The sequence below is a fragment of the Arthrobacter sp. alpha11c genome (assembly GCF_054149985.1).
This window is the reverse complement of record NZ_CP196747.1, coordinates 3,507,591-3,531,127: the sequence shown is the minus strand read 5'-3', so window position 1 is coordinate 3,531,127 and position 23,537 is coordinate 3,507,591. Positions and strand designations below refer to the sequence as shown.

Sequence of the window (23,537 nt, the reverse complement as noted above, 5' to 3'; positions counted from 1 at the left end):
CAGGGAACAGCACCAGTCGCCGTCGTAAGTGTTGCTAGTGGCCTTCGGCCGAGAAGCGCTTGATGGAAGCTTCCAGCTCGGCTTCGGCAGCGGCGCGATCGCCCCAGCCCTCAGCCTTGACCCACTTGCCGGGCTCCAGGTCCTTGTAACGGGTAAAGAAGTGCTCGATTTCCTTGATCAGGAATTCGCTGACGTCGCTGACTTCCTGGATGTGGTCGAAGCGTGCATCCACGGGAACGCAGAGGACCTTGGCGTCTCCGCCGCCGTCGTCGGTCATGTTGAAAACACCGATGGGGCGGGACTCAACGATGACGCCCGGGTGGAGGTCGAAGTCCTGCAGGAGCACCAGTGCGTCCAGCGGGTCGCCGTCTTCGCCCAGGGTGTTCTCGAAGAAACCGTAGTGCGTGGGGTACTGCATGGAGGTGAAGAGGACGCGGTCCAGGCGGACGCGGCCGGTTTCGTGGTCAACTTCGTACTTGACGCGCGATCCCTTGGGGATCTCGATGGTCACGTCGTGCTTCATGGCGTGCTCCTTGACGGGTGGGGGTGGGGCGCGGCAGGCGAAAGTGCAGCCAGCGCCGCCGACTACTATTGAGGATATAGCGAGAGGCCCGGGTTTCTTGAACCGGCGGGGACATTTTCAGGACTGACAGGACCAAGCAACTGCATGAAGGGCGTTAAAAACGGGGGTGCCCGGAAGTGGGTGTCCACGGCGTGGGGGCGCTTGAAGTGGCCGATGCTGTTGACGTTGGTTCTGTTGTGCCTGGGGGCGATCGTGGTGGTCGGTATGGTGCCTGGACTCCTCAGCGCACCCAAGCCCTCGCCTTCCGCGCCGCCATGGCAGCAGGAGCCTGCCCGCCTGTCCGAGGCCAACGGCGTGCTTCCCCTGGACCCCGAGGCCCCCGCGCCTGTACCGGCTGAGCTCTCGCGCCTTGTGAATGACGCCCTGAAACCTTCCGGTGCGGGCAGCATTACGGGCATTGTCATGGACGCCTCCACAGGAACGGTCCTGTTCGACCGTGATGCCAACGCCAACCGAATCCCGGCGTCGAATATGAAGCTTTTGACCGCCGTCGCCGCTTTGAAGGCGCTCCGTCCGGAATCCCGTTTTACCACCCGTGTGCTGGCCGGTTCTGATGAATCAACCGTGGTGCTGACCGGCGGAGGGGACGTGCTGCTCGGCGCAGGTGCCTCGGATCCAGCCGCCGTGATGGGTAGGGCCGGGCTTGCAACCCTGGCCGCCGATACTGCCGCTTCCTTGGCTACCGCTGGAATCAAAGGGCCGGTGACCGTGCAGGTGGATGATTCCCGGTTCAGCGGAGCGCCCCTCAATCCTGCCTGGAGCTTGGACGACGTCGCGGCTGGCGAGACCGCACCCTTGTTTTCCCTCGCCCTCAATTCCGGGCGCTACTCACAAACGGTTACCACTGGGCCGCGTCCGCAGGATTCCGCCGTCACCACCGCCCAGGCTTTCGCCGAACAATTGGCGGCTGCCGGCGTCCAGGTGAGTCCCGGCGTCGAGCGTGGCAAGGGCGTCCCCGCCAAGGTGCTGGCTACAGCTGAGTCGGCCACTGTGAGCGAGCAAGTGGACCTCATGTTGGAGACCTCGGATAACTTCCTGGCCGAGGCCCTCGGGCGGATGACCGCCATTGCATCCGGCAAGGAAGCGACGTACGACGGCGCCACGTCAGCCGTGCGCCAACGGCTGGGGGAGTTGGGAATCGCCGCTGGCTCAATGCAGTTGGCCGATGTTTCGGGCCTTGCCTTGGAGAACCAGGTCACCGCCCGCCAGTTTGCAGAGGTAGTCCGTGCCATCACCAGCGGACCGGACCTGAGCCTTCGGACCGCTCTGGACGGATTCCCGGTAGCGGGCCTTACGGGCACCCTGGACCACAGGTATGTGGATCCCAGCACTGCCCAGGGTGCGGGCCTTGTCCGCGCCAAAACGGGGACGCTCAACACTGTCATCGCTCTGAGCGGGTACGTAGTGGACGCTGATGGACGCCTCTTGGTGTTCTCGTTCATCGGCAACGGCCTGGAACCGGGTGCGGCTGGAAACAAGGAGGCGATGGACCGCTCGGCATCGGTACTGGCCTCGTGTGGATGCCGCTAGCCCCGCTGGGGAACAGCAAACTCCCGTCGCTCCGCGCGGAGCGAACTTAAAGGCCCATTGCCAGCCTCATGTGGTGTGATGGACCGTATGGTGTCATCTGCCCGAGATTCGTCAGCAGGGGCCCCGTCCCTGATCAATTGGGACCTGGCCGCCTCCACGGCTGCCCGGCTTACCCCGCCCGGTCCCGCGATGAGCGCCGGGGAAATCGGCAAGGCGGTGGAGAACCTGCGCTTCAACGCCGATATCTCCGTGCCGCATGTCCATGACATCACCGGGCTTGAAGCCGCGCGGGACCTGCGGGATTCGCACGTTCTCGTGGTGGACCGTGCCTCGTGGTCCAAGGCCAACACCCAGAGCTTCTCCGTCATGCTCCAGCCTGTCCTGGAGAAAATGCTGGAGTCCCGCAGCAGCCTGTCCCTGACACCTGCTGCCGCCGCGGCCAGTGGAGCCATCACCGGCAGCCAACTTGGCGCCATCCTTGCTTTCCTGTCCAGTAAAGTCCTGGGCCAATACGATCCGTTCGCGGCCTTGGCCCCGGACGCCAACGTTCCTTCGGGCGGCCGGCTGCTCCTTGTTGCACCCAACATCATCTCGGTGGAACGCGAACTCAACGTGCACCCGGACGACTTCAGGCTCTGGGTATGCCTCCACGAACAAACCCACCGCGTTCAGTTCGCCGCAGCACCGTGGCTGCGGGACCACATGCTCGCCGAAATCGAAAAGCTCAGCAGTCATCTTCTGGGCAACATGGATTCCCTGGTTGAACGGGCAGCCGCGGTGGCCAAATCCCTGAAGGACCGCGCTGCATCGGGGAACGTGCCAAGCCGGGGCGCAATTCTGGACCTGCTGCAGGATCCCGAGGAGAAGGCTTCCCTGTCCCACATCACTGCCGTCATGAGCCTCCTCGAAGGTCATGCCAATGTGGTGATGGATGCCGTGGATTCCAGCATCGTCCCGTCCGTGAAGACGATTCGCCAGCGGTTCAATGATCGCGGCAAGGACCGCGGCATCATCGAGAAGTTTATTCGTAACCTCCTCGGTCTCGATGCCAAGATGCGCCAGTACACAGACGGCGCAAAGTTCGTGCGCGAGGTTGTTGAGGTGGGCGGCATGGAAGGCTTCAACCGAGTGTGGGAGTCTGCCGAAAACCTCCCCACCGAGGAAGAGATCCACAATTCCAGGATGTGGCTCGAGCGGATGGGGCTTTGAGCGCACCCGTATTTGATGCCGCCTCAGATGGTGGTTCCAGCAGTGGTCCTGACAATGGAGCGACAGGCAAGGGCCGACGCCGGCCCGGCCGTTTGGCGCCTGTCGTCGGCAAGGCACGGAAGCAGTTGCAGAACGCCTTGGCCGCTGCGGGTTACCCGGAACGTGTTCTCGTAGCCTGCAGCGGAGGCCCGGATTCACTTGCGCTCGCCGCGGTGGCTGGATACTTCGCCCGGCGCGGCCATGTGGACGGGCATCCCATTTCCGTGGCAGGCGTGGTTGTTGACCACCAACTTCAGGCTGGCTCGGCAGACGTAGCTTCCCGGACGGCAGCGGTCTTGAGGGAACTGGGCGTCTCACCTGTGGAAGTGCGTACGGTAGAAGTCGCGTCCACCGGATTCGGGCCGGAAGCTGCAGCCCGCGATGCCCGGCATGCAGCACTCGAAACCGCAGCCGATGACCTTGATTGCGATCGAATCCTCCTCGGGCACACCTTGGATGACCAAGCCGAACAGGTGCTCCTGGGCCTGGCCCGTGGCTCGGGAACCCGTTCTTTGGCCGGCATGAGGCCCGCCCGAGGACGCCTGCTTAGGCCCTTCCTGGGCCTAAGGCGGGAAGAGACCCTGGAAATCTGCGAGGTCGAGGAACTGGAGCCGTGGCATGACCCGAGCAACAGTGATTCGGCTTTTGCGCGCTCGCGAACACGCGTCGAGGTCATGCCGGTCCTCGAAGAAAAGCTGGGCCCAGGCGTTGCCGAATCTTTGGCACGGACAGCCGCAATCCTGCAGCAGGACGCCGATTTCCTTGAGGATCTTGCAAACGAGACGTATCTCTCGCTGGTGGAGCGAACAGACGACGGCGCGTGGTTGCCGGAGGACGCCGTCCGCGGACTTCCCGCGGCGCTGAGGTTCCGCGTCATCGCGAAGGCCGCTGCCGACGTCGGGGGCCAACAACCCGGGTACGGGCGGCTCCAAGCCGCGGAAGCGCTGCTTCGCCGCCAGGGTTCTGCCGGCCCTGTGGAACTTCCCGGCCACGTCAGTGTCTACCGCTTGTCCCTCAGCGATTTGGAGCAGGAACGGGCTGCCTCCGGCGGTCCCGAGTCCGGTGCTTCGGCCACCGGCGGTCCCCGCGAGGCCGCACGCTGTGGGAAGCTAGTATTCCGGCATCAGAAATCGCCCCAACAGTAGCCGCACCCGAGCATCAAAACAGGAGCCATTGGTGGATTCAAACGACGTCCAGGCAGATCTCAAGCACGTTCTTTACACCAAAGAGCAGATCCAAACTCGCATCGCTGAACTGGCGGCGCAGATCGACAAGGACTACGAAGGCCGCGAACTGCTGATCGTCGGTGTCCTCAAGGGTGCCGTGATGGTCATGGCGGACCTGGCGCGTGCCTTGCACAGCCACGTCAGCATGGACTGGATGGCTGTTTCTTCCTACGGTTCCGGCACCCAATCCTCCGGTGTTGTACGTATCCTCAAGGACCTCGATACCGACCTCATGGGCAAGGACGTGCTGATCGTCGAGGACATCATCGACTCCGGCCTGACACTTTCATGGCTCAAGTCCAACCTCGAATCCCGGGGTACGGCCAGCGTTGAGATCTGCACCGCTTTCCGTAAGCCGACCGCCGCCAAGGTGGAGATCGACGTCAAATACGTCGGCTACGACATCCCCAACGAGTTCGTTGTGGGCTATGGCCTGGACTACGCCGAGAAGTACCGCAACCTGGACTTCGTGGGCACGCTGGCCCCGCACGTTTACGAGTAACCTCGCCCTTTCAGGCAAACACAAGGACGTGGGACCCGGTTGACGAACAAGAGCATTGGCATCAAGGACGTAGCAGTTGCCGCCGGCGTGTCTGTCACCACTGTTTCCCACGTCCTGAATGACGTCGCCTACGCCCGCATCAGCCTGGAAACACGGGAAAAGGTCAAAGCCACGGCGGAACGTCTCGGCTATGGCCCAAACCGGCTGGCTCAGGCCCTGCGCACGCAACGGACAGGGATGCTGGGTCTGGTCAGCGAGGATATCGCCACCACGCCACACGCAGGGCGAATCATCCTGGGTGCGGATGAGGCCGCCAGGGCGCGGGGCTACAACCTGATGATCATCAACACCTCAGGTGCGGCGAGTGACCAGTCCCGGCAGGCCGACGTCGAGGCCCTCCTCGAGCGGCGCGTGGATGGCATCCTGTATGCCACCATGTACCACCGCGAGATCACCCTGCCGGAAAACCTGAGCTCAATTCCCGCGGTGCTTGTGGACTCCGAAAGCCTGGCAGGAAGCGTCGCTTCGGTAGTCCCCGACGAAGAGGGCGGGGCAAGGGTCGCCGTGCAAAGCCTCTTGGATGCCGGCCACCGCCGGATCGGTTTCCTGAACAACACCGATGACGTCCCGGCTACGCGGGACCGCTTGCGTGGTTTCCGGAACGCGTTGGACGAAGCAGGGCTCGACGGCGCTGCCGCACCTGTGGAGTCCGAACTTTCGGAGGTGCTGGGCGGCTATGTTGCCGCCTTGCGGATGTTCAAGCGAAAGGACCGGCCCACGGGACTGTTCTGCTACAACGACCGCATGGCAATGGGTGCCTACCGTGCAGCGGCTGAGCTAGGAATCGGCATTCCCAATGAACTGTCCATGGTGGGTTTCGACGACCAGGAACTCATCGCGGCCAACCTCTACCCTGGCCTGACAACAGTGGCGTTGCCCCACTACGAGATGGGTGCATGGGCCACTGAACGCCTGATCGATGCCATCGAGGGCAAGGCGGACCTCGCCGTCCTCGCAGCCAAGCCAACGATTCTGGAGTGTCCCCTGGTGACCCGCGAATCCATCACGAGTCCCCACCCGGGGCTGTCCTAGCGCGGCGTAGGCGAGTATCCTGTGTACGCCCAGAGGGAACTTTTGAGCAATCCAGTGCGTGAATAACTGGGAACGGTGTATAGCTAGAAACTGAAGCAGCACCATTCGCGCGCAGAAGTTGCGCCTCGCAGCACTACCAGGAGGGACGGGGCAAAACCCCGATCAGATGAAAGCTAAGAGTTTCTTCAAGGGCCCGGGCATCTGGATTGTTGTCGTCGTCGGCTTGCTCCTGGTGGCATTCGCAACGCTGGCTCCGGGCGGTTCCACACGTATTGACACCAAGGACGGCCTCGAGCTCCTCGCGCAAAGCGGCAAGGTGGAGCAGGCCAAGATTTTCGACGCCGAGAACCGCGTTGACTTGGTACTCAAAGACAACCTGAATATTGATGGCCAGGACAAGGGCAAGAACGTCCAGTTCTTCTATGTCACGGACCGTGGCCCGGACGTCGTCAAGGCTGTCACCAGCGCCAACCCGGACAAGGGCTTCACTGACCAGCCGGTCGAGAACAACTGGTTCTCCGGACTGTTCTCCTTGCTCATCCCCGTGCTGTTGCTTGGTGTCCTGTTCTGGTTCCTGCTTTCCCGCATGCAGGGTGGCGGCTCCAAGGTGATGCAGTTCGGCAAGTCCAAGGCCAAGCTGGTCAACAAGGACATGCCCCAGGTGACCTTCTCAGACGTCGCCGGTGCTGACGAAGCCGTGGAAGAGCTCCAGGAAATCAAGGAGTTCCTCCAGGAACCGGCAAAGTTCCAGGCTGTTGGCGCCAAGATCCCCAAGGGTGTACTGCTCTACGGCCCTCCAGGTACAGGTAAGACGCTGCTGGCCCGCGCTGTTGCCGGCGAGGCAGGCGTTCCCTTCTTCTCCATATCCGGCTCGGACTTCGTTGAAATGTTCGTCGGTGTTGGTGCTTCCCGTGTTCGCGACCTTTTCGAACAGGCCAAAGCAAGCTCCCCTGCCATCATCTTCGTTGATGAAATCGACGCCGTTGGCCGTCACCGCGGTGCGGGTATCGGCGGCGGTAACGATGAGCGCGAGCAGACCTTGAACCAGCTCCTCGTTGAGATGGACGGCTTCGACGTCAAGACCAACGTCATCCTCATCGCGGCGACCAACCGTCCTGACGTCCTGGACCCCGCGCTGCTGCGCCCGGGTCGTTTCGACCGCCAGATCACCGTGGAAGCCCCGGATATGATCGGCCGCGAACAGATCCTTAACGTCCACGCCAAGGGCAAGCCGATGGCCCCGGGCATCGACCTCAGGGGTGTCGCCAAGAAGACTCCCGGCTACACGGGTGCAGACCTGGCCAACGTTCTGAACGAAGCTGCGCTGTTGACTGCGCGTTCAAATGCCAACCTGATCGATGACCGCGCCCTGGACGAGGCAATCGACCGCGTCATGGCAGGCCCGCAGAAGCGCAGCCGCGTCATGAAGGAACTCGAGCGCAAGATCACCGCGTACCACGAAGGTGGCCACGCACTGGTTGCGGCCGCGCTGCGAAACTCCGCGCCGGTCACCAAGATCACCATCCTTCCCCGTGGCCGTGCCCTTGGGTACACCATGGTGATTCCTGAGGATGACAAGTACTCGGTTACCCGTAACGAACTTCTGGACCAGATGGCGTACGCCATGGGTGGCCGCGTTGCCGAGGAAATCGTGTTCCATGACCCGTCCACCGGTGCGTCCAACGACATCGAGAAGGCCACGTCAACGGCCCGGAAGATGGTCACCCAATACGGTATGAGCGAACGCGTTGGTGCAGTGAAGCTCGGCCAGGGTGGTGGCGAGCCGTTCCTCGGCCGCGACGCCGCGCAGGAGCGCAACTTCTCGGACCAGATCGCCTACGTTGTGGACGAGGAAGTGCGTCGCCTGATCGATCAGGCGCACGACGAGGCTTACGCCATCCTCACCGAAAACCGCGATGTCCTCGATCGGCTGGCACTGGAGCTGCTTGAGCGCGAAACCCTCAACCAGGCCGAGATCGCCGAGATCTTCCACGACATCCGCAAGCGCGATTTCCGTGAAATCTGGCTGTCCAAGGAGTCCCGCCCAGTCCAGTCGATTCCGCCCGTGGAGTCGCGCGCTGAGAAAGCCGAGCGCGAGGCCCAGGAAGAGGCCAAGAAGGCACGCCTGGATGAACCGCTGGACGCGGTAGCCCCGCACGCCCAGGGCGTCAGCAGCCAGGAGTCATTCCAGTCACCGGGACCCGACGGCGGCAACGACTCTCCGCTTCACGGCTAAGCTTTCTGCTGTGACTCATTTCGACGACGACGACCTCGCCGCCGCCCACGACTCAGCCGTGGACGGTAAGCGGGGCCACAAAGTAGACCGCCCGCGCATTGAAGCAGCAGTACGTGAGATCCTGCTCGCCATCGGTGAAGACCCTGATCGCGGGGGCCTGCATGACACGCCCAAGCGCGTTGCCAAGGCCTATGCTGAGGTCTTCGCGGGCCTGCACCAGCACCCGGCGGATGTCCTGTCCACCACGTTTGACCTTGACCATGAAGAGCTTGTCCTCGTGAAGGACATCCCCTTCTACTCGACGTGCGAACACCATCTGGTGCCGTTCCACGGCGTCGCTCATGTTGGTTATATTCCGTCACATGACGGCAAGGTGACGGGCCTGAGCAAGCTGGCCCGTTTGGTGGATATTTATGCGCGCCGGCCGCAGGTGCAGGAGCGGCTCACCACGCAGATCGTTGAGGCACTGGTTAAGCACCTGAACCCGCGCGGCGCGATTGTCGTCATCGAATGCGAACACATGTGCATGTCCATGCGCGGCATCCGCAAGCCCGGCGCCAAGACTGTCACCAGCGCGGTGCGCGGTCAGCTCCATGACCCGGCCACCCGCGCCGAGGCCATGAGCCTCATACTCGGAAGGTAAGCAATATATGGATTCCCTCGCTGCAGCACCCGGAACCGGCCCGGCCACAAGCCCACTGCCGATTCTCCGCAAGCCGAGGCCCGCGGCCAGGTTTGAGGACCTGCCAACGGACCGCACGCTCGTTATGGGAATTCTCAATGTCACCCCGGATTCCTTTAGCGACGGCGGCACCCACCGCACGCCGGACACCGCAATCGCACTCGGCCTGCGTATGTTCTACGCCGGTGCGGACATCATCGACGTCGGTGGCGAGTCCACCCGCTCCGGCGCCGAACCTGTTTCCCCTGAAGAAGAGCAGCGCAGGGTCCTCCCGGTGATCCAGGCGCTGGTCAAGGCAGGCGCGCTGGTGAGCATCGATACGATGCACACGTCAACGGCGGCTGCTGCGGTGGAAGCCGGTGCCGCGATCATCAACGACGTCTCAGGGCTGACCATCGAGCCGGACATGCCCGAGCTCGTGGCACGGACCAAGGTTCCATACATCCTCACGCATCGTCGTGGCGATGCCCGCACCATGGACAGCCTCACCGAGTACAACGACGTCACCGAAGACGTCGTGGCCGAGCTCAAGGGGGTTCGCGACAAACTTTATGCAGCAGGCGTCGCTCCCGAGCAGATCATCGTTGACCCCGGGATTGGCTTCTCCAAAAACGAGGGCCAGAACTGGGAAATCCTCAAGAACCTGGACAAGCTGTTCGGACTCGGACACAAGGTCATGGTGGCTGCGTCGCGCAAGCGGTTCCTCGGCTCGCTTCTGACTGTTGCCGGCAAGTCGGCCGCGCCGCTGGAGCGGGATGCCGCCACCGCAGCCATCACTGCTTTGAGCGCCGCGAAGGGCGCCTGGGCTGTCCGCGTCCACGACGTCGGTCCAAGCCTTGACGCCGTCAAGGTTGCCGCTCGAATCGCCCGCTGACCGGAGGACCTTGTGGACAGGATCACGCTGACCGGTGTCACCGCCGTCGGCCATCACGGAGTGTTCGATTTCGAGCGCCGGGACGGCCAGCCGTTCGTCGTGGACGCCGTCCTCCATACTGACTTCAGCAAGGCTGCGGAGACGGATGACCTCCAGTACACCGCGCACTATGGCGAGGTGGCTGAGCTCATTACCTCGCACATCGAGGGCGAGCCGCTGAACCTGATTGAAGGTTTGGCCGTGAGGATCGCCGATGGCATCCTCGCCAATTACAACGTGGCCGCAGTGGATGTCACCGTCCACAAGCCGAAGGCGCCCATCGAGGTTCCGTTCGGCGATGTCACTGTGAGTGTCCACAGGGAGCGATCATGAACTCCGGATACACCAAAGCGATCCTGGCCCTCGGCAGCAACCTTGGTGAGCGGAACGACACCCTCTCCACCGCCGTCGCCGATCTTGTGGACCCACCGGACGTGAGGCTCCTTGGAGTATCTCCGGTTGTCCAGACCAAGGCAGTCGGCGGCCCGGAAGGCCAACCCGATTTCCTGAACATGGTCATGGCAGTCGAGACAACGCTCAGTCCCCTTGAGCTGCTGCAGCACTGCCACGACGTCGAGCAGAAGCACCACCGCACCCGCGAAGTGCGTTGGGGTCCGCGGACCCTGGACGTGGACATCATCGTTTTCGGTGATGTGGTCAGCGACGACCCCGTCCTGACCCTGCCTCATCCGAGGGCGGCCGAACGGGCCTTTGTCCTGTACCCGTGGTCTCTGCTGGAGCCGAGCGCCCAACTGAACGGGCAGAGCGTTGCAGAGTTGGCAGCCGCAGCTGACGACATGCCCGACATCCGTCGCTTCGACGGCTACGGCGACGTCGCCGGTGTTCCTGCCACGGGAGCGGTGGAGTAGCAGTGAAGCCCATGCGCCCCGCGGTCCTGGTCATCATCGCCATCATCGCTGCCGCCATCGGTTGGCTGGCCACGGCGGCAACCAACCGCTTCAGCATGCCCACACCCGTGCTTCCGGTTTCCGCACTGGTCACCATGGGCGTCATCGCCGTGCTCACCCTGATCATGGGAATCCGGGTGCTGCGGTGGCGCAACGGCAAGAAGAAGAACCTGCTCAACCCGATCCTGGCCGCCAGGACGCTGATTCTTGCCCAGGCCTGCGCATATGCAGGGACGCTCCTTCTGGGCTGGCATGCTGGCATCTCCTTTGACCTTCTGCGAATCGGAACCTTGCGCAGTGGTGAAGGCATCCTGTGGAACGCTGTCCTGATGGGCGGTGGTGGAGTGGTGATGGTGGTCGTCGGCCTGGTGGTCGAGAGGTTCTGCCGGATCCCACCGGAAGACCTCGAAGGTGGCACCCCTGGACCGGAAACCCGCCGCGGGGAAGCAAAAGGCGAAGGCGAGTATGCATACCGAGGCGATTGACCCTCCCGGCGTCCAGTGGCTGCGGGTCTCCCCGAAGTACGTCACGGTCCGCTTGGTGGAGTGGGCCATCGGAAACCTGGTGATGGTGGCGATCCTCAGCCTTCCCCTCATATTTGTGCAGCTGGGTTGGTGGCGGTGGCCTCCGCTGTGGCTCGCCATCACGGTACCTGCGGTGATGCTCGTTCTGGCGCTGTGGCGGCTCGTGCTGATTCCGCGCCAAGTCCGCGCAATCGGCTACGCGGAGCGCGATGACGATCTCCTCATCCGCCGTGGCATCTTTTTCCAGCGCACCATGGTGGTCCCGTATGGACGCATGCAGTACGTGGATGTGTCTGTTGGTCCGGTGGAACGTGGGCTGGGACTCTGTACTTTGAAACTCCACACGGCCTCCGCCGGAACCAGCGCATACCTTCCCGGGCTTCCTGCCGAAGAAGGCGCACGGCTGCGTGAACAGCTCTCGGCACGTGGAGAAGCCAGGCTGGCCGGGCTGTGAGCCCGGAGGGTAGCGCCACCGTGGGCCTCCCGGCTAAAACCGACGACGGCGACTGGCGGCGCGTGCATCCAGCGTCGCCGTTCGTGCGCGGCTGGGTGGCGCTGGCCGCCGTCGGATACTTTTTCGGTCGCGACGCCTTTGAACGCATACTTCAGGGCCGCGACATCCTCGATCCCAACCTCAATGGAAGGGTGCCCTGGCTGTTGGCCGGTGGGGGCATTGTGCTTCTCCTGACCGTGGGTGGGTTCATCCTGAGCTGGTATTTCACGCGCTATCAGGTGGCCGAGGGCTATGTCCGGGTCAACACCGGCTTCGTGTTCAAGCAGCAGCGGCAGGCGCGGCTGGACCGCGTCCAGGCGATCGACATCGTGCAGCCCCTTTTGGCGAGGATTTTTGGCCTCGCTGAACTCAAGTTTGAAGTCGCCGACGCCGGAGAATCGGCCGTGCGGCTCGCTTACCTTCCGCTGGCCCAAGCCAAACAGTTGCGCGCCACTATCCTTGCCCGTGCCGCCGGCGTGGTGAGTGGACCGGAGACTGCGGAAGAAATCCCCGAAGCGCCGGAGCACGTTGTCTTGTCCGTGCCACCTTCCCGGCTTATTGGTTCGCTCCTGCTGAGCGAGCAAACCGTCGGTATCCTGCTCGGTGCCGTGGCATCCATAGCCATCTCCGTCTACACCGAAAACAGCGCGATCTTCCTGGCGCTGATCCCGGCCGTGCTGGGCATCGGCGCTGCTTATTGGAGCTCATTCAACAAGGGCTACAACTTCACCGCCGCGATCTCCCCTGACGGGATCCGGCTGCGCTACGGGCTCCTGGACACCCAAGCCCAGACCTTGCCCCCGGGCCGGATACAGGCGCTGAAAGTCACGCAGCCGCCCATTTGGAGGATCTTCGGCTGGTACCGCATGCAAGTTAATGTGGCCGGTTACGGTGGAGCGGCAGGCAATGAGAACGCTGCCCGGACCACGTTGCTGCCGGTGGGCATGAAGCCGGACGTCATGCGGATGCTGTCCCTCGTGCTGCCGGACCCGGGTGTTGAGGATCCGGAACGGGTGTTCACTTCCGGGCTTGAGGGGTTGGCTGGGTCTACCTCCACGGATGGTTTCGTCACGACTCCGCGCCGCGCCCGGCTCCTGGCACTGCTGGGCTGGCGGCGCAACGGTTTCCTGGCCACGCGAACGGCATTGTTGATTCGATCCGGCCGATGGTGGCGCACCTTGGTCCTGGTTCCCCATCAGCGCACACAGTCCATGGCCTTGCAGCAAGGTCCCCTCGCGCGGCGTTTTGGTGTGGCTGATCTGATCCTCCACACCACGGCGGGACCTGTGGTGCCACGCCTCTATCAGGCCGACGTGGAGCAGGCTGTGCAGCTTTTCGACCAGCAGGCTGCCCGTGCCCGCGAGGCGAGAAAGCGGCAGACCAGCGAGCAATGGCTTGCGCAGGTAAGCGGCCAGGCTCCACCCCAATCACTACCGCAAGCACCCACACAGGAGGACCCCCAGCATGGTTAGGCCAGGAAGACTCGGAGTCGGCATCATCGGTGCCGGAAAGGTGGGTGCCGTCCTGGGCGCCGCCTTGCGCGCGGCCGAGCACGCCGTCGTCGGGGTTTCTGCGGTATCCGAATCGAGCCGCGAGCGGGCGGAGACGCTGCTGCCTGGAGTCCCGATCCTTGGGATCCAGGACATCGTGGAGCGCTCGGAACTGGTGCTGCTTGCCGTTCCGGACGATGCCCTCGGTGAGCTTGTTGAGGGACTCGCGAAGCTTGGTGCCTGGCAACCGGGTCAACTGGTGGCGCATACCTCCGGCCGTTTCGGCGTTGGGATCCTGCAACCGATCCGCACGGCGGGTGCCATTCCGCTTGCGATGCATCCTGCCATGACTTTCACCGGCATGAGCCTTGACCTGACCCGCCTCATGGATTGCACGTTCGGAGTCACTGCCGACGCCGCCATGTTGCCGATTGCCCAAGCCCTCGTTGTGGAGATGGGTGCCGAGCCGGTAGCGATTGCCGAGGCAGACCGCACCCTGTACCACGCGGCCCTCGCGCACAGCTCCAACCACATGGTGACGCTGGTTGCGCAGGCGTCGCAGTTGCTGCGGGAAATCGGCGTCGAATCCCCGGAGTCCATGCTGGGTCCGTTGCTGCGGGCCACGCTGGAGAACGCTCTTGCGTCCGGCGAGTCTGCGTTGACCGGTCCCGTTGCGCGTGGCGACGTAGGCACCGTTGCTGCGCACGCCCAGGCGCTGAAGGAATACGACGGCGGTGCGGGCGGCGACGTGCTCGAGGCCTACCAGGCCATGGCCCGGGCAACGGCCCGGCGTGCCGGGAACCGCGGGCTGCTGCGCCCTGAACAACTGACTGACATTGGCGAGGCCTTGGGAACAGAGCCCACCGCGCCGGAAGGAATCTGAACAGCATGGCCATCAAACTCGTGACCACCGCGGCCGAACTGCGTGCCGAAAGCGCCCGGCTCCTTGCTTCCAAGCGAGGAAGTTCCCAGGGCCTGGTGCCGACCATGGGCGCTCTGCATTCCGGACATGGCGCGTTGGCGAGGACTGCTGTGGCAGAGAACGACGTCGTCGTAGCCACGATTTTCGTCAATCCCCTCCAGTTCGGCGACGCCGTGGACCTCGACCGCTATCCCCGCACGCTTGAGGCCGATATGGCCATCCTGGATGCCGAAGGAGTGGATCTGGTCTTCGCGCCCTCCGTGGACGAGGTCTACCCCGGCGGCCAACCGCTGGTTCGCGTCACGGCCGGCCCGCTGGGCGGGAAATGGGAAGGCGCCTCACGCCCGGGACACTTCGACGGTGCCCTGACCGTGGTTGCCAAGTTGCTGCACTACGGAATTCCGGGCGGTGCAGCTTCGGACGGTTCGACGCCGGCCTACCGTGCCTACTTTGGCCAGAAGGACGCCCAGCAACTTGCCCTCGTGAAGCGGATGGTCGCGGATCTGAACTTCCCTGTGGAGATCGTGCCCGTGCCAACGGTCCGTAATGACGACGGGTTGGCGCTTTCCAGCCGGAACCGCTTCCTCTCGGACGAAGAACGCGAGGCAGCGCTGGTGCTCTCACGCGCTCTGCGCCTTATCGAGTCCCGCGCGAACGCACATGAACCGCTGGACCTGGATTCCGCCGTCGCGCTTGTTGAATCCCAGCCACTGGTGAAACTGGACTATTTCGACGTCGTGGATCCAGCCACTCTTGAGCCGCTGGCGGAGAACTGCAAGGAAACTCCATTCCGCGGCGAAGGGCTGGCAATCATTGCCGCCAAGGTAGGCCCCGTGCGGTTGATAGACAACGTTCCGCTTAATTCCTGAGGTTGAATACCTAACGTTTGGATTTTCTGCTGACGGGAATCTCTTGGGCGTCTAGACTGTTCCTGTCTTCACCGGCACCGACCGCCGGAATCCAAGCCCAAACCTGAGGAATCCTCATGTCTACCGACGTCACGTCCGACGCCAACAGCGAGCCCGGTTCCGGCGCGTCCGCAAGTGCTGCCTCCACAGAGGAAGCACTCACGCAGGCTCCTGTATCAGCGAAGATGTCCCGTGAGTCCGTCACGGTCATTGTCACCTTGTTGGTGGCCACCTTCGTGGTGATCCTCAACGAGACCATCATGAACGTGGCGCTCCAGCGGCTGATGACCGATCTCAAGGTGGATGCGCCCACGGTCCAGTGGCTCGCCACCGGTTTCATGCTGACCATGGCAGTCGTCATTCCGACCACCGGGTTCATCCTGCAGAGATTGACCACCCGTGGCTCGTTCATGCTCGCGATGGGACTCTTCAGCGGCGGAACTCTGCTCGCCGCCCTGGCGCCCGGGTTCCCCGTGCTGCTCCTGGCGCGAATCGTCCAGGCGGGTGGCACGGCCATCATGCTGCCTTTGCTGATGACCACCATTCTTACGCTTGTACCGATGTCCCGGCGCGGTGCTGTCATGGGTAACGTCAGCATCGCCATCTCAGTCGCTCCCGCTATGGGCCCCACCGTTTCAGGCATCATCCTGGACCACTTCTCGTGGCGGTTCATGTTCGTGTTCGTGCTCCCCGTAGCACTGGCTGCCTTGGCGATCGGCGCCAAGTACCTCACCAACGTGGGGGAGCGCGGGAAGACTGGTTTGGACTTCACTTCAGTGGTCCTCACGGTGCCTGCCTTCGGTGGCCTGGTCTATGGCCTCAGCCAGATCGGTGGCGCCAACGCCGGGGTGGTCCCGATCATCGCACTCGTAGTAGGAGTCGTGTGCCTGGCGCTGTTCGTCTTCCGCCAGCTCAAACTGCAGAAGTCAGACTCGCCGCTCCTGGATCTCCGGGCCTTCAACTTCCGAATGTTCACGGTGTCCACACTGCTGATGGTCGTAGCGATGATGGCTCTGTTCGGTGGCGTCATCCTGCTCCCGCTCTACCTGCAGAACACCCTGCACCTCCAGCCGATGGAAACCGGCCTGGCACTCTTGCCCGGCGGTTTGGCCATGGGTCTGCTGGGTCCTGTAATCGGACGGATCTTCGACAAAGTGGGTCCACTGCCGCTAACCGTATCCGGTTCAGTCCTCATGGTCCTGACGCTCTGGCAGTTCTCCCGCCTGGACCAGGCCAGCGCCCTGGGATGGGTGATTGCGCTGCACGTAACGTTGAGCCTCGGCTTGGCACTCCTCTTCACGCCCGCCTTCACTACTGGCTTGAACCCGCTGCCTCCGCACCTGTACTCCCACGGATCGGCCATCATGAGCACGGCCCAGCAAGTGGCCGGTGCCGCTGGCACTGCGCTGCTCGTGTCCATCTTCGCCGTGGTGTCCGCATCCTCCGGCTTGGTCGCCGGCATGCAGGCCGCCTTCCTGGCGGCAACCATCATTGCCGGAGCTGCAGTGGTGCTCGGTGCGATGATGCGCAAGACCGAAGGTGCGGGACACGGCGGTCACTGAGTTCGGGCTGGGCTCAGTGTTCGGCGGGTCAGGCCGGGCCGTGTGGGTGGTCCGGCTGGGCCGGCCGTGCGGCTGGGTCGGGCCGCTTGGCGGGCATCCTCGGCGCGCTCGGTCGTTCCTCCCTTAGACGCGCGCTGCCGGATGCCCGCCAAACAGCCTCTTGCCTTTCCCAACGTTCTCTCACATCCTGACCTGTTTTACCCGACGTTCTTTCACGTCCTGACGTGTTTGGACCGATGTTCTTTCACGTCGTGAGGTGATTGCGGCCGGCCGCTGATAGGCCCGACGGCGGATCCTGGGTGCCGCTTCAAAGGGCGGCTATTGCCGCCGCTTCTTTGTGTGACCGGCTTCACGGACAACGGTTCTGCGGATATTGCGGTGTTTCCGGGCTGTTTCCCCAGTGTTTACAGGGTTTTGGGCCGTGTTTGGTTTGATTTGTTCGGACGCTATGGCACGTGTAAAGTTATCTGAGTCGCCGCCGCTGATGCGGAAATGATGGTGACGAAATCCCCTTCAAATTGCCGGGTTCCGGTGGTGCTTTTTGCGCCTCTGGCCTGGTTGGGGGGACCTGAGGACGGTTTGCTTCATGCGGCCGATTCGGGTAAGTTTGAAAAGTTGCTCCGGAGCGATCCTGTGGCCCTGTTAGGGGTCCGGTGGTGCCGGTTAGTGTCTGTTGTTTGAGAACTCAATAGTGTGCCAAGTTTGTTGATGCCGATTGTTTTATTGATTGGTTGAAATTATGGCCGGATTGCTGCGCACCCCCGTGTGTGGTGGTCTGGTTTTCAGCTGGTTTCGAATTTTGTGCAGCCGCGCCCGTCCGTTATTTCCGGTGGGTGTGGTTGTGTCTGTTATTTTTCAACGGAGAGTTTGATCCTGGCTCAGGATGAACGCTGGCGGCGTGCTTAACACATGCAAGTCGAACGATGATCCCAGCTTGCTGGGGGATTAGTGGCGAACGGGTGAGTAACACGTGAGTAACCTGCCCTTGACTCTGGGATAAGCCTGGGAAACTGGGTCTAATACCGGATACGACCATCTGGCGCATGTCATGGTGGTGGAAAGCTTTTGTGGTTTTGGATGGACTCGCGGCCTATCAGCTTGTTGGTGGGGTAATGGCCTACCAAGGCGACGACGGGTAGCCGGCCTGAGAGGGTGACCGGCCACACTGGGACTGAGACACGGCCCAGACTCCTACGGGAGGCAGCAGTGGGGAATATTGCACAATGGGCGAAAGCCTGATGCAGCGACGCCGCGTGAGGGATGACGGCCTTCGGGTTGTAAACCTCTTTCAGTAGGGAAGAAGCGAAAGTGACGGTACCTGCAGAAGAAGCGCCGGCTAACTACGTGCCAGCAGCCGCGGTAATACGTAGGGCGCAAGCGTTATCCGGAATTATTGGGCGTAAAGAGCTCGTAGGCGGTTTGTCGCGTCTGCTGTGAAAGACCGGGGCTCAACTCCGGTTCTGCAGTGGGTACGGGCAGACTAGAGTGCAGTAGGGGAGACTGGAATTCCTGGTGTAGCGGTGAAATGCGCAGATATCAGGAGGAACACCGATGGCGAAGGCAGGTCTCTGGGCTGTAACTGACGCTGAGGAGCGAAAGCATGGGGAGCGAACAGGATTAGATACCCTGGTAGTCCATGCCGTAAACGTTGGGCACTAGGTGTGGGGGACATTCCACGTTTTCCGCGCCGTAGCTAACGCATTAAGTGCCCCGCCTGGGGAGTACGGCCGCAAGGCTAAAACTCAAAGGAATTGACGGGGGCCCGCACAAGCGGCGGAGCATGCGGATTAATTCGATGCAACGCGAAGAACCTTACCAAGGCTTGACATGAACCGGAAAGACCTGGAAACAGGTGCCCCGCTTGCGGTCGGTTTACAGGTGGTGCATGGTTGTCGTCAGCTCGTGTCGTGAGATGTTGGGTTAAGTCCCGCAACGAGCGCAACCCTCGTTCTATGTTGCCAGCGCGTTATGGCGGGGACTCATAGGAGACTGCCGGGGTCAACTCGGAGGAAGGTGGGGACGACGTCAAATCATCATGCCCCTTATGTCTTGGGCTTCACGCATGCTACAATGGCCGGTACAAAGGGTTGCGATACTGTGAGGTGGAGCTAATCCCAAAAAGCCGGTCTCAGTTCGGATTGGGGTCTGCAACTCGACCCCATGAAGTCGGAGTCGCTAGTAATCGCAGATCAGCAACGCTGCGGTGAATACGTTCCCGGGCCTTGTACACACCGCCCGTCAAGTCACGAAAGTTGGTAACACCCGAAGCCGGTGGCCTAACCCTTGTGGGGGGAGCCGTCGAAGGTGGGACCGGCGATTGGGACTAAGTCGTAACAAGGTAGCCGTACCGGAAGGTGCGGCTGGATCACCTCCTTTCTAAGGAGCTGCTAACAGCTGTGTTGTTCACCTGCATGGGTGGATGACGGGTTGTCAGTGTTGCCCATTGCGCAGGCGTCTGTTCTGCGGTGGGTGCTCATGGGTGGAAACATCAACGAATCAATTTTTTGGCATGGCCTTACCGGTTGTGTCCTGGTGTTAGTACGGCAGTGCCGCGTCTCCTTTGTGGGGTGTGGTGGTGTCAGGAACGCGCTGGGGCGTGGTTTGTGTGGGTTGTGTTTGGCGCACTGTTGGGTCCTGAGGCAACAGGACCTTTTTGCAGCAATGCATGGGGGCATCTTCTGGTGTTTCTTTTGTTCCTGCTTCCGGTATCACCGGTCACTGTCGGCAGCTCCGCTCCTTTTATGGGTGTGTGGGTTGTGGTGTCCGGGGGTCTGGTTGATGGGGTTGTTGTTTGAGAACTACATAGTGGACGCGAGCATCTGGAACACACACGTGTGTGTGTTCCTACAGCAATTTCTTATGAATGAACCTGGCCCTTGTGGTCATGGTTCTCTCGAATAGATGATGCATGGTCAAACGAGAGTTTGATGTGTGTGGTCAAGTTTTTAAGGGCACACGGTGGATGCCTTGGCATTAGGAGCCGAAGAAGGACGTAGGAATCTGCGATAAGCCTGGGGGAGTTGATAACCGAGCGTTGATCCCAGGATGTCCGAATGGGGAAACCCCGCACAACGCTGTCATGGTGATTGTGTGACCCGCATCTGAACACATAGGGTGCGTGGGGGGAACGCGGGGAAGTGAAACATCTCAGTACCCGCAGGAAGAGAAAACAAGAGTGATTCCGTTAGTAGTGGCGAGCGAACGCGGATCAGGCTAAACCGTTTCCATGTGTGATAGCCGGCGGGCGTTGCATGGGCGGGGTTGTGGGACTTTCCGTACTGGTTCTGCCGGACTGGTGGGGTGTGTAGTGCAGGCATAGGTGAACGGTCTTGAAAGGCCGGCCAGAGAGGGTGTGAGCCCCGTAACCGTAATGTTGTGTACCGCCTGGAGAGGATCCCAAGTAGCACGGGGCCCGAGAAATCCCGTGCGAATCTGTCAGGACCACCTGATAAGCCTAAATACTTCCTAATGACCGATAGCGGACCAGTACCGTGAGGGAAAGGTGAAAAGTACCCCGGGAGGGGAGTGAAACAGTACCTGAAACCGTGTGCTTACAATCCGTCGGAGCCAGTCTGATTCTGGTGACGGCGTGCCTTTTGAAGAATGAGCCTGCGAGTTAGTGTTACGTCGCGAGGTTAACCCGTGTGGGGTAGCCGTAGCGAAAGCGAGTCTGAACAGGGCGAGTGTAGTGGCGTGATCTAGACCCGAAGCGGAGTGATCTACCCATGGCCAGGTTGAAGCGACGGTAAGACGTCGTGGAGGACCGAACCCACTTCAGTTGAAAATGGAGGGGATGAGCTGTGGGTAGGGGTGAAAGGCCAATCAAACTCCGTGATAGCTGGTTCTCCCCGAAATGCATTTAGGTGCAGCGTTGCGTGTTTCTTGCCGGAGGTAGAGCTACTGGATGGCCGATGGGCCCTACAAGGTTACTGACGTCAGCCAAACTCCGAATGCCGGTAAGTGAGAGCGCAGCAGTGAGACTGTGGGGGATAAGCTTCATAGTCGAGAGGGAAACAGCCCAGACCACCAACTAAGGCCCCTAAGCGTGTGCTAAGTGGGAAAGGATGTGGAGTTGCGAAGACAACCAGGAGGTTGGCTTAGAAGCAGCCATCCTTGAAAGAGTGCGTAATAGCTCACTGGTCAAGTGATTCCGCGCCGACAATGTAGCGGGGCTCAAGTACACCGCCGAAGTTGTGGATTTCACACAGTACCCTAGCCTTCGTGGTTCAGGGGTGTGGAGTGGTAGGGGAGCGTCGTGTGGGCAGTGAAGTCGCGGTGGAAACCAGCGGTGGAGCCTACACGAGTGAGAATGCAGGCATGAGTAGCGAAAGACGGGTGAGAAACCCGTCCGCCGAATGATCAAGGGTTCCAGGGTCAAGCTAATCTGCCCTGGGTAAGTCGGGACCTAAGGCGAGGCCGACAGGCGTAGTCGATGGACAACGGGTTGATATTCCCGTACCGGCGAAAAACCGCCCATGCCAAGCGGGGGATACTAACCGCCCGGAGCCTGCCCGCCCACCCTTGTGGTGTGTGGGTTTTGGCCGAGCGCGGGACCTGATCCCGGGAGGTAAGCGTATTAACAGGTGTGACGCAGGAAGGTAGCCGGGCCGGGCGATGGTTGCCCCGGTCCAAGGATGTAGGGTCAGGGATAGGCAAATCCGTTCCTGTGTGCTTCGAGCACGCTCCTGAGATCTGATGGGACCCCCGTTCGGGGGGATCCGGTGATCCTATGCTGCCTAGAAAAGCATCGACGCGAGGTTTTAGCCGCCCGTACCCCAAACCGACACAGGTGATCAGGTAGAGAATACCAAGGCGATCGAGAGAATTATGGTTAAGGAACTCGGCAAAATGCCCCCGTAACTTCGGGAGAAGGGGGGCCTGCCCCGTGATACAGACTTGCTCTGTGGAGCGGGTGTGGGCCGCAGAGACCAGGGGGAAGCGACTGTTTACTAAAAACACAGGTCCGTGCGAAGTCGCAAGACGATGTATACGGACTGACTCCTGCCCGGTGCTGGAAGGTTAACAGGACCGGTTAGCCCCTTCGGGGGCGAAGCTGAGAATTTAAGCCCCAGTAAACGGCGGTGGTAACTATAACCATCCTAAGGTAGCGAAATTCCTTGTCGGGTAAGTTCCGACCTGCACGAATGGAGTAACGACTTCCCCGCTGTCTCAACCATAAACTCGGCGAAATTGCAGTACGAGTAAAGATGCTCGTTACGCGCAGCAGGACGGAAAGACCCCGAGACCTTTACTATAGTTTGGTATTGGTGTTCGGAGTGGCTTGTGTAGGATAGGTGGGAGACGTTGAAACCCGGACGCCAGTTCGGGTGGAGTCATCGTTGAAATACCACTCTGGTCACTTTGGACATCTAACTTCGGCCCGTGATCCGGGTCAGGGACAGTGCCTGATGGGTAGTTTAACTGGGGCGGTTGCCTCCTAAAAAGTAACGGAGGCGCCCAAAGGTTCCCTCAGCCTGGTTGGCAATCAGGTGTCGAGTGTAAGTGCACAAGGGAGCTTGACTGTGAGAGAGACATCTCAAGCAGGGACGAAAGTCGGGACTAGTGATCCGGCGGTACATTGTGGAATGGCCGTCGCTCAACGGATAAAAGGTACCTCGGGGATAACAGGCTGATCTTGCCCAAGAGTCCATATCGACGGCATGGTTTGGCACCTCGATGTCGGCTCGTCGCATCCTGGGGCTGGAGTAGGTCCCAAGGGTTGGGCTGTTCGCCCATTAAAGCGGTACGCGAGCTGGGTTTAGAACGTCGTGAGACAGTTCGGTCCCTATCCGCTGCGCGCGCAGGAAATTTGAGAAGGGCTGTCCTTAGTACGAGAGGACCGGGACGGACGAACCTCTGGTGTGTCAGTTGTACTGCCAAGTGCACCGCTGATTAGCTACGTTCGGATGGGATAACCGCTGAAAGCATCTAAGCGGGAAGCTCGCTTCAAGATGAGATTTCCATACACAATTTGTGTGAGAGGCCCCCAGCCAGACCACTGGGTTGATAGGCCGGATGTGGAAGCGAGGACCAAAGACTCGTGAAGCTGACCGGTACTAATAGGCCAACAACTTACACCACACACAACACTGCACGCGTCCACTATGTGGTTCCCGAACAACAACCCGTTGCTCACAGGAACAAAACCACAACTGAATACACAACACCACAGGACCCTCAACATCGAGGGAACACACATGTTGTAACCACCAGTCTTCCCACCCCCACCACCCAAACCGGTGCGGGGAACGGGTAACAAGGTTACGGCGGTCATAGCGTGGGGGAAACGCCCGGTCCCATTCCGAACCCGGAAGCTAAGACCCACAGCGCCGATGGTACTGCACCCGGGAGGGTGTGGGAGAGTAGGACACCGCCGGACACACATTAGGTAGAGACCCCCCAACCCACACCACGGGTCGGGGGTCTCCCATTTAAGCAACACAACAAAAGGCATGAACAAGCGTCTCCGACCAGAGGCCTGCCAACCGTGAATCAAAGACGAAGGCCTCCACTACCGTGGAGGCCTTCGGTCGTTAACCGCCATGAATGACCGTAGCGCGGGCCGCCGGCAATGCACCCCCAGGCGCATCAGAAACGACTGTGGCTTCTTGATGCTCCCCAATCCCGTCCATGGAAAACACTCTTCCAGCACGCACAATCTCGCATCAGATCCCAATCCACCTATGTGGAAAAGCTGAAGGAATTGGAAAACCTGGCA

17 protein-coding genes and 3 rRNA genes are annotated in these 23,537 nt (G+C 61.3%); 19 read left to right on the top strand and 1 reads right to left on the bottom strand.

What is annotated here, in order from left to right; translation table 11 throughout:
* Positions 1–34: 34 nt before the first annotated feature.
* Positions 35–523 carry an inorganic diphosphatase gene (locus ACTAQJ_RS16230; protein ID WP_144663396.1) on the bottom strand — a complete coding sequence of 163 codons (489 nt, stop codon included), beginning with the start codon at positions 521–523 and terminating at the stop codon, positions 35–37.
* A gap of 144 nt (positions 524–667) precedes the next feature.
* Between ACTAQJ_RS16230 and dacB the strand changes: the two genes are divergently transcribed.
* From dacB to rrf, 19 genes are all read left to right on the top strand, one after another.
* Positions 668–2,113 carry a D-alanyl-D-alanine carboxypeptidase/D-alanyl-D-alanine endopeptidase gene (gene dacB, locus ACTAQJ_RS16225; RefSeq protein WP_498697608.1) on the top strand — a complete coding sequence of 482 codons (1,446 nt, stop codon included), beginning with the start codon at positions 668–670 and terminating at the stop codon, positions 2,111–2,113.
* Between the two features lie 87 nt (positions 2,114–2,200).
* Complete coding sequence (locus ACTAQJ_RS16220) at positions 2,201–3,322, top strand: zinc-dependent metalloprotease (RefSeq protein WP_431120086.1); 1,122 nt, start codon at positions 2,201–2,203, stop codon at positions 3,320–3,322.
* Positions 3,323–3,447: 125 nt separating this feature from the next.
* Positions 3,448–4,506, top strand: coding sequence for a tRNA lysidine(34) synthetase TilS (tilS, locus tag ACTAQJ_RS16215; protein WP_498702209.1), 1,059 nt, complete (start codon positions 3,448–3,450; stop codon positions 4,504–4,506).
* A 31-nt stretch (positions 4,507–4,537) separates the two neighbouring features.
* The gene (gene hpt / locus ACTAQJ_RS16210) at positions 4,538–5,089 is read left to right on the top strand and encodes a hypoxanthine phosphoribosyltransferase (RefSeq protein ID WP_216924216.1); all 552 of its coding nucleotides are present in this window, start codon (positions 4,538–4,540) and stop codon (positions 5,087–5,089) included.
* A 39-nt stretch (positions 5,090–5,128) separates the two neighbouring features.
* Positions 5,129–6,181, top strand: a complete 1,053-nt coding sequence (locus tag ACTAQJ_RS16205; protein WP_498697606.1) for a LacI family DNA-binding transcriptional regulator — start codon at positions 5,129–5,131, stop codon at positions 6,179–6,181.
* 166 nt (positions 6,182–6,347) lie between these two features.
* The gene (gene ftsH, locus ACTAQJ_RS16200) at positions 6,348–8,417 is read left to right on the top strand and encodes an ATP-dependent zinc metalloprotease FtsH (protein WP_431117449.1); all 2,070 of its coding nucleotides are present in this window, start codon (positions 6,348–6,350) and stop codon (positions 8,415–8,417) included.
* 10 nt (positions 8,418–8,427) lie between these two features.
* Positions 8,428–9,060 carry a GTP cyclohydrolase I FolE gene (folE, locus tag ACTAQJ_RS16195; RefSeq protein WP_431117450.1) on the top strand — a complete coding sequence of 211 codons (633 nt, stop codon included), beginning with the start codon at positions 8,428–8,430 and terminating at the stop codon, positions 9,058–9,060.
* A gap of 7 nt (positions 9,061–9,067) precedes the next feature.
* The gene (gene folP / locus ACTAQJ_RS16190; protein ID WP_498697604.1) at positions 9,068–9,973 is read left to right on the top strand and encodes a dihydropteroate synthase; all 906 of its coding nucleotides are present in this window, start codon (positions 9,068–9,070) and stop codon (positions 9,971–9,973) included.
* A 12-nt stretch (positions 9,974–9,985) separates the two neighbouring features.
* Positions 9,986–10,345 (top strand): dihydroneopterin aldolase, encoded by a 360-nt coding sequence (gene folB / locus ACTAQJ_RS16185; protein WP_216924207.1) that lies wholly within the window; start codon positions 9,986–9,988, stop codon positions 10,343–10,345.
* Complete coding sequence (gene folK, locus ACTAQJ_RS16180; RefSeq protein ID WP_498697600.1) at positions 10,342–10,881, top strand: 2-amino-4-hydroxy-6-hydroxymethyldihydropteridine diphosphokinase; 540 nt, start codon at positions 10,342–10,344, stop codon at positions 10,879–10,881. Before folB ends, folK begins: the two co-directional genes overlap by 4 nt.
* A 2-nt stretch (positions 10,882–10,883) precedes the next feature.
* Entirely contained in the window at positions 10,884–11,405 is a 522-nt protein-coding gene (locus tag ACTAQJ_RS16175) for a DUF3180 domain-containing protein (RefSeq protein ID WP_224166000.1), read from the top strand.
* A complete protein-coding gene (locus tag ACTAQJ_RS16170; protein WP_498697598.1) occupies positions 11,386–11,898 on the top strand; it encodes a PH domain-containing protein in 513 nt (170 codons plus the stop codon). Before ACTAQJ_RS16175 ends, ACTAQJ_RS16170 begins: the two co-directional genes overlap by 20 nt.
* Positions 11,895–13,409, top strand: a complete 1,515-nt coding sequence (locus ACTAQJ_RS16165) for a PH domain-containing protein (protein WP_498697596.1) — start codon at positions 11,895–11,897, stop codon at positions 13,407–13,409. The genes ACTAQJ_RS16170 and ACTAQJ_RS16165 overlap by 4 nt, the downstream gene beginning before the upstream one ends.
* Complete coding sequence (locus tag ACTAQJ_RS16160; RefSeq protein ID WP_498697594.1) at positions 13,402–14,310, top strand: Rossmann-like and DUF2520 domain-containing protein; 909 nt, start codon at positions 13,402–13,404, stop codon at positions 14,308–14,310. The genes ACTAQJ_RS16165 and ACTAQJ_RS16160 overlap by 8 nt, the downstream gene beginning before the upstream one ends.
* Positions 14,311–14,315: 5 nt before the next feature.
* On the top strand, positions 14,316–15,218 hold the full coding sequence (gene panC / locus ACTAQJ_RS16155; protein WP_498697591.1) for a pantoate--beta-alanine ligase: 903 nt from the start codon (positions 14,316–14,318) through the stop codon (positions 15,216–15,218).
* 116 nt (positions 15,219–15,334) lie between these two features.
* Positions 15,335–16,819, top strand: coding sequence for a DHA2 family efflux MFS transporter permease subunit (locus ACTAQJ_RS16150; RefSeq protein ID WP_498697590.1), 1,485 nt, complete (start codon positions 15,335–15,337; stop codon positions 16,817–16,819).
* Positions 16,820–17,674: 855 nt separating this feature from the next.
* Positions 17,675–19,195 (top strand): 16S ribosomal RNA (locus tag ACTAQJ_RS16145).
* A gap of 559 nt (positions 19,196–19,754) precedes the next feature.
* Positions 19,755–22,900 (top strand): 23S ribosomal RNA (locus ACTAQJ_RS16140).
* 181 nt (positions 22,901–23,081) lie between these two features.
* Positions 23,082–23,198 (top strand): 5S ribosomal RNA (rrf, locus tag ACTAQJ_RS16135).
* Together the 16S, 23S and 5S rRNA genes form the textbook arrangement of a ribosomal RNA operon.
* Positions 23,199–23,537: the final 339 nt, after the last annotated feature.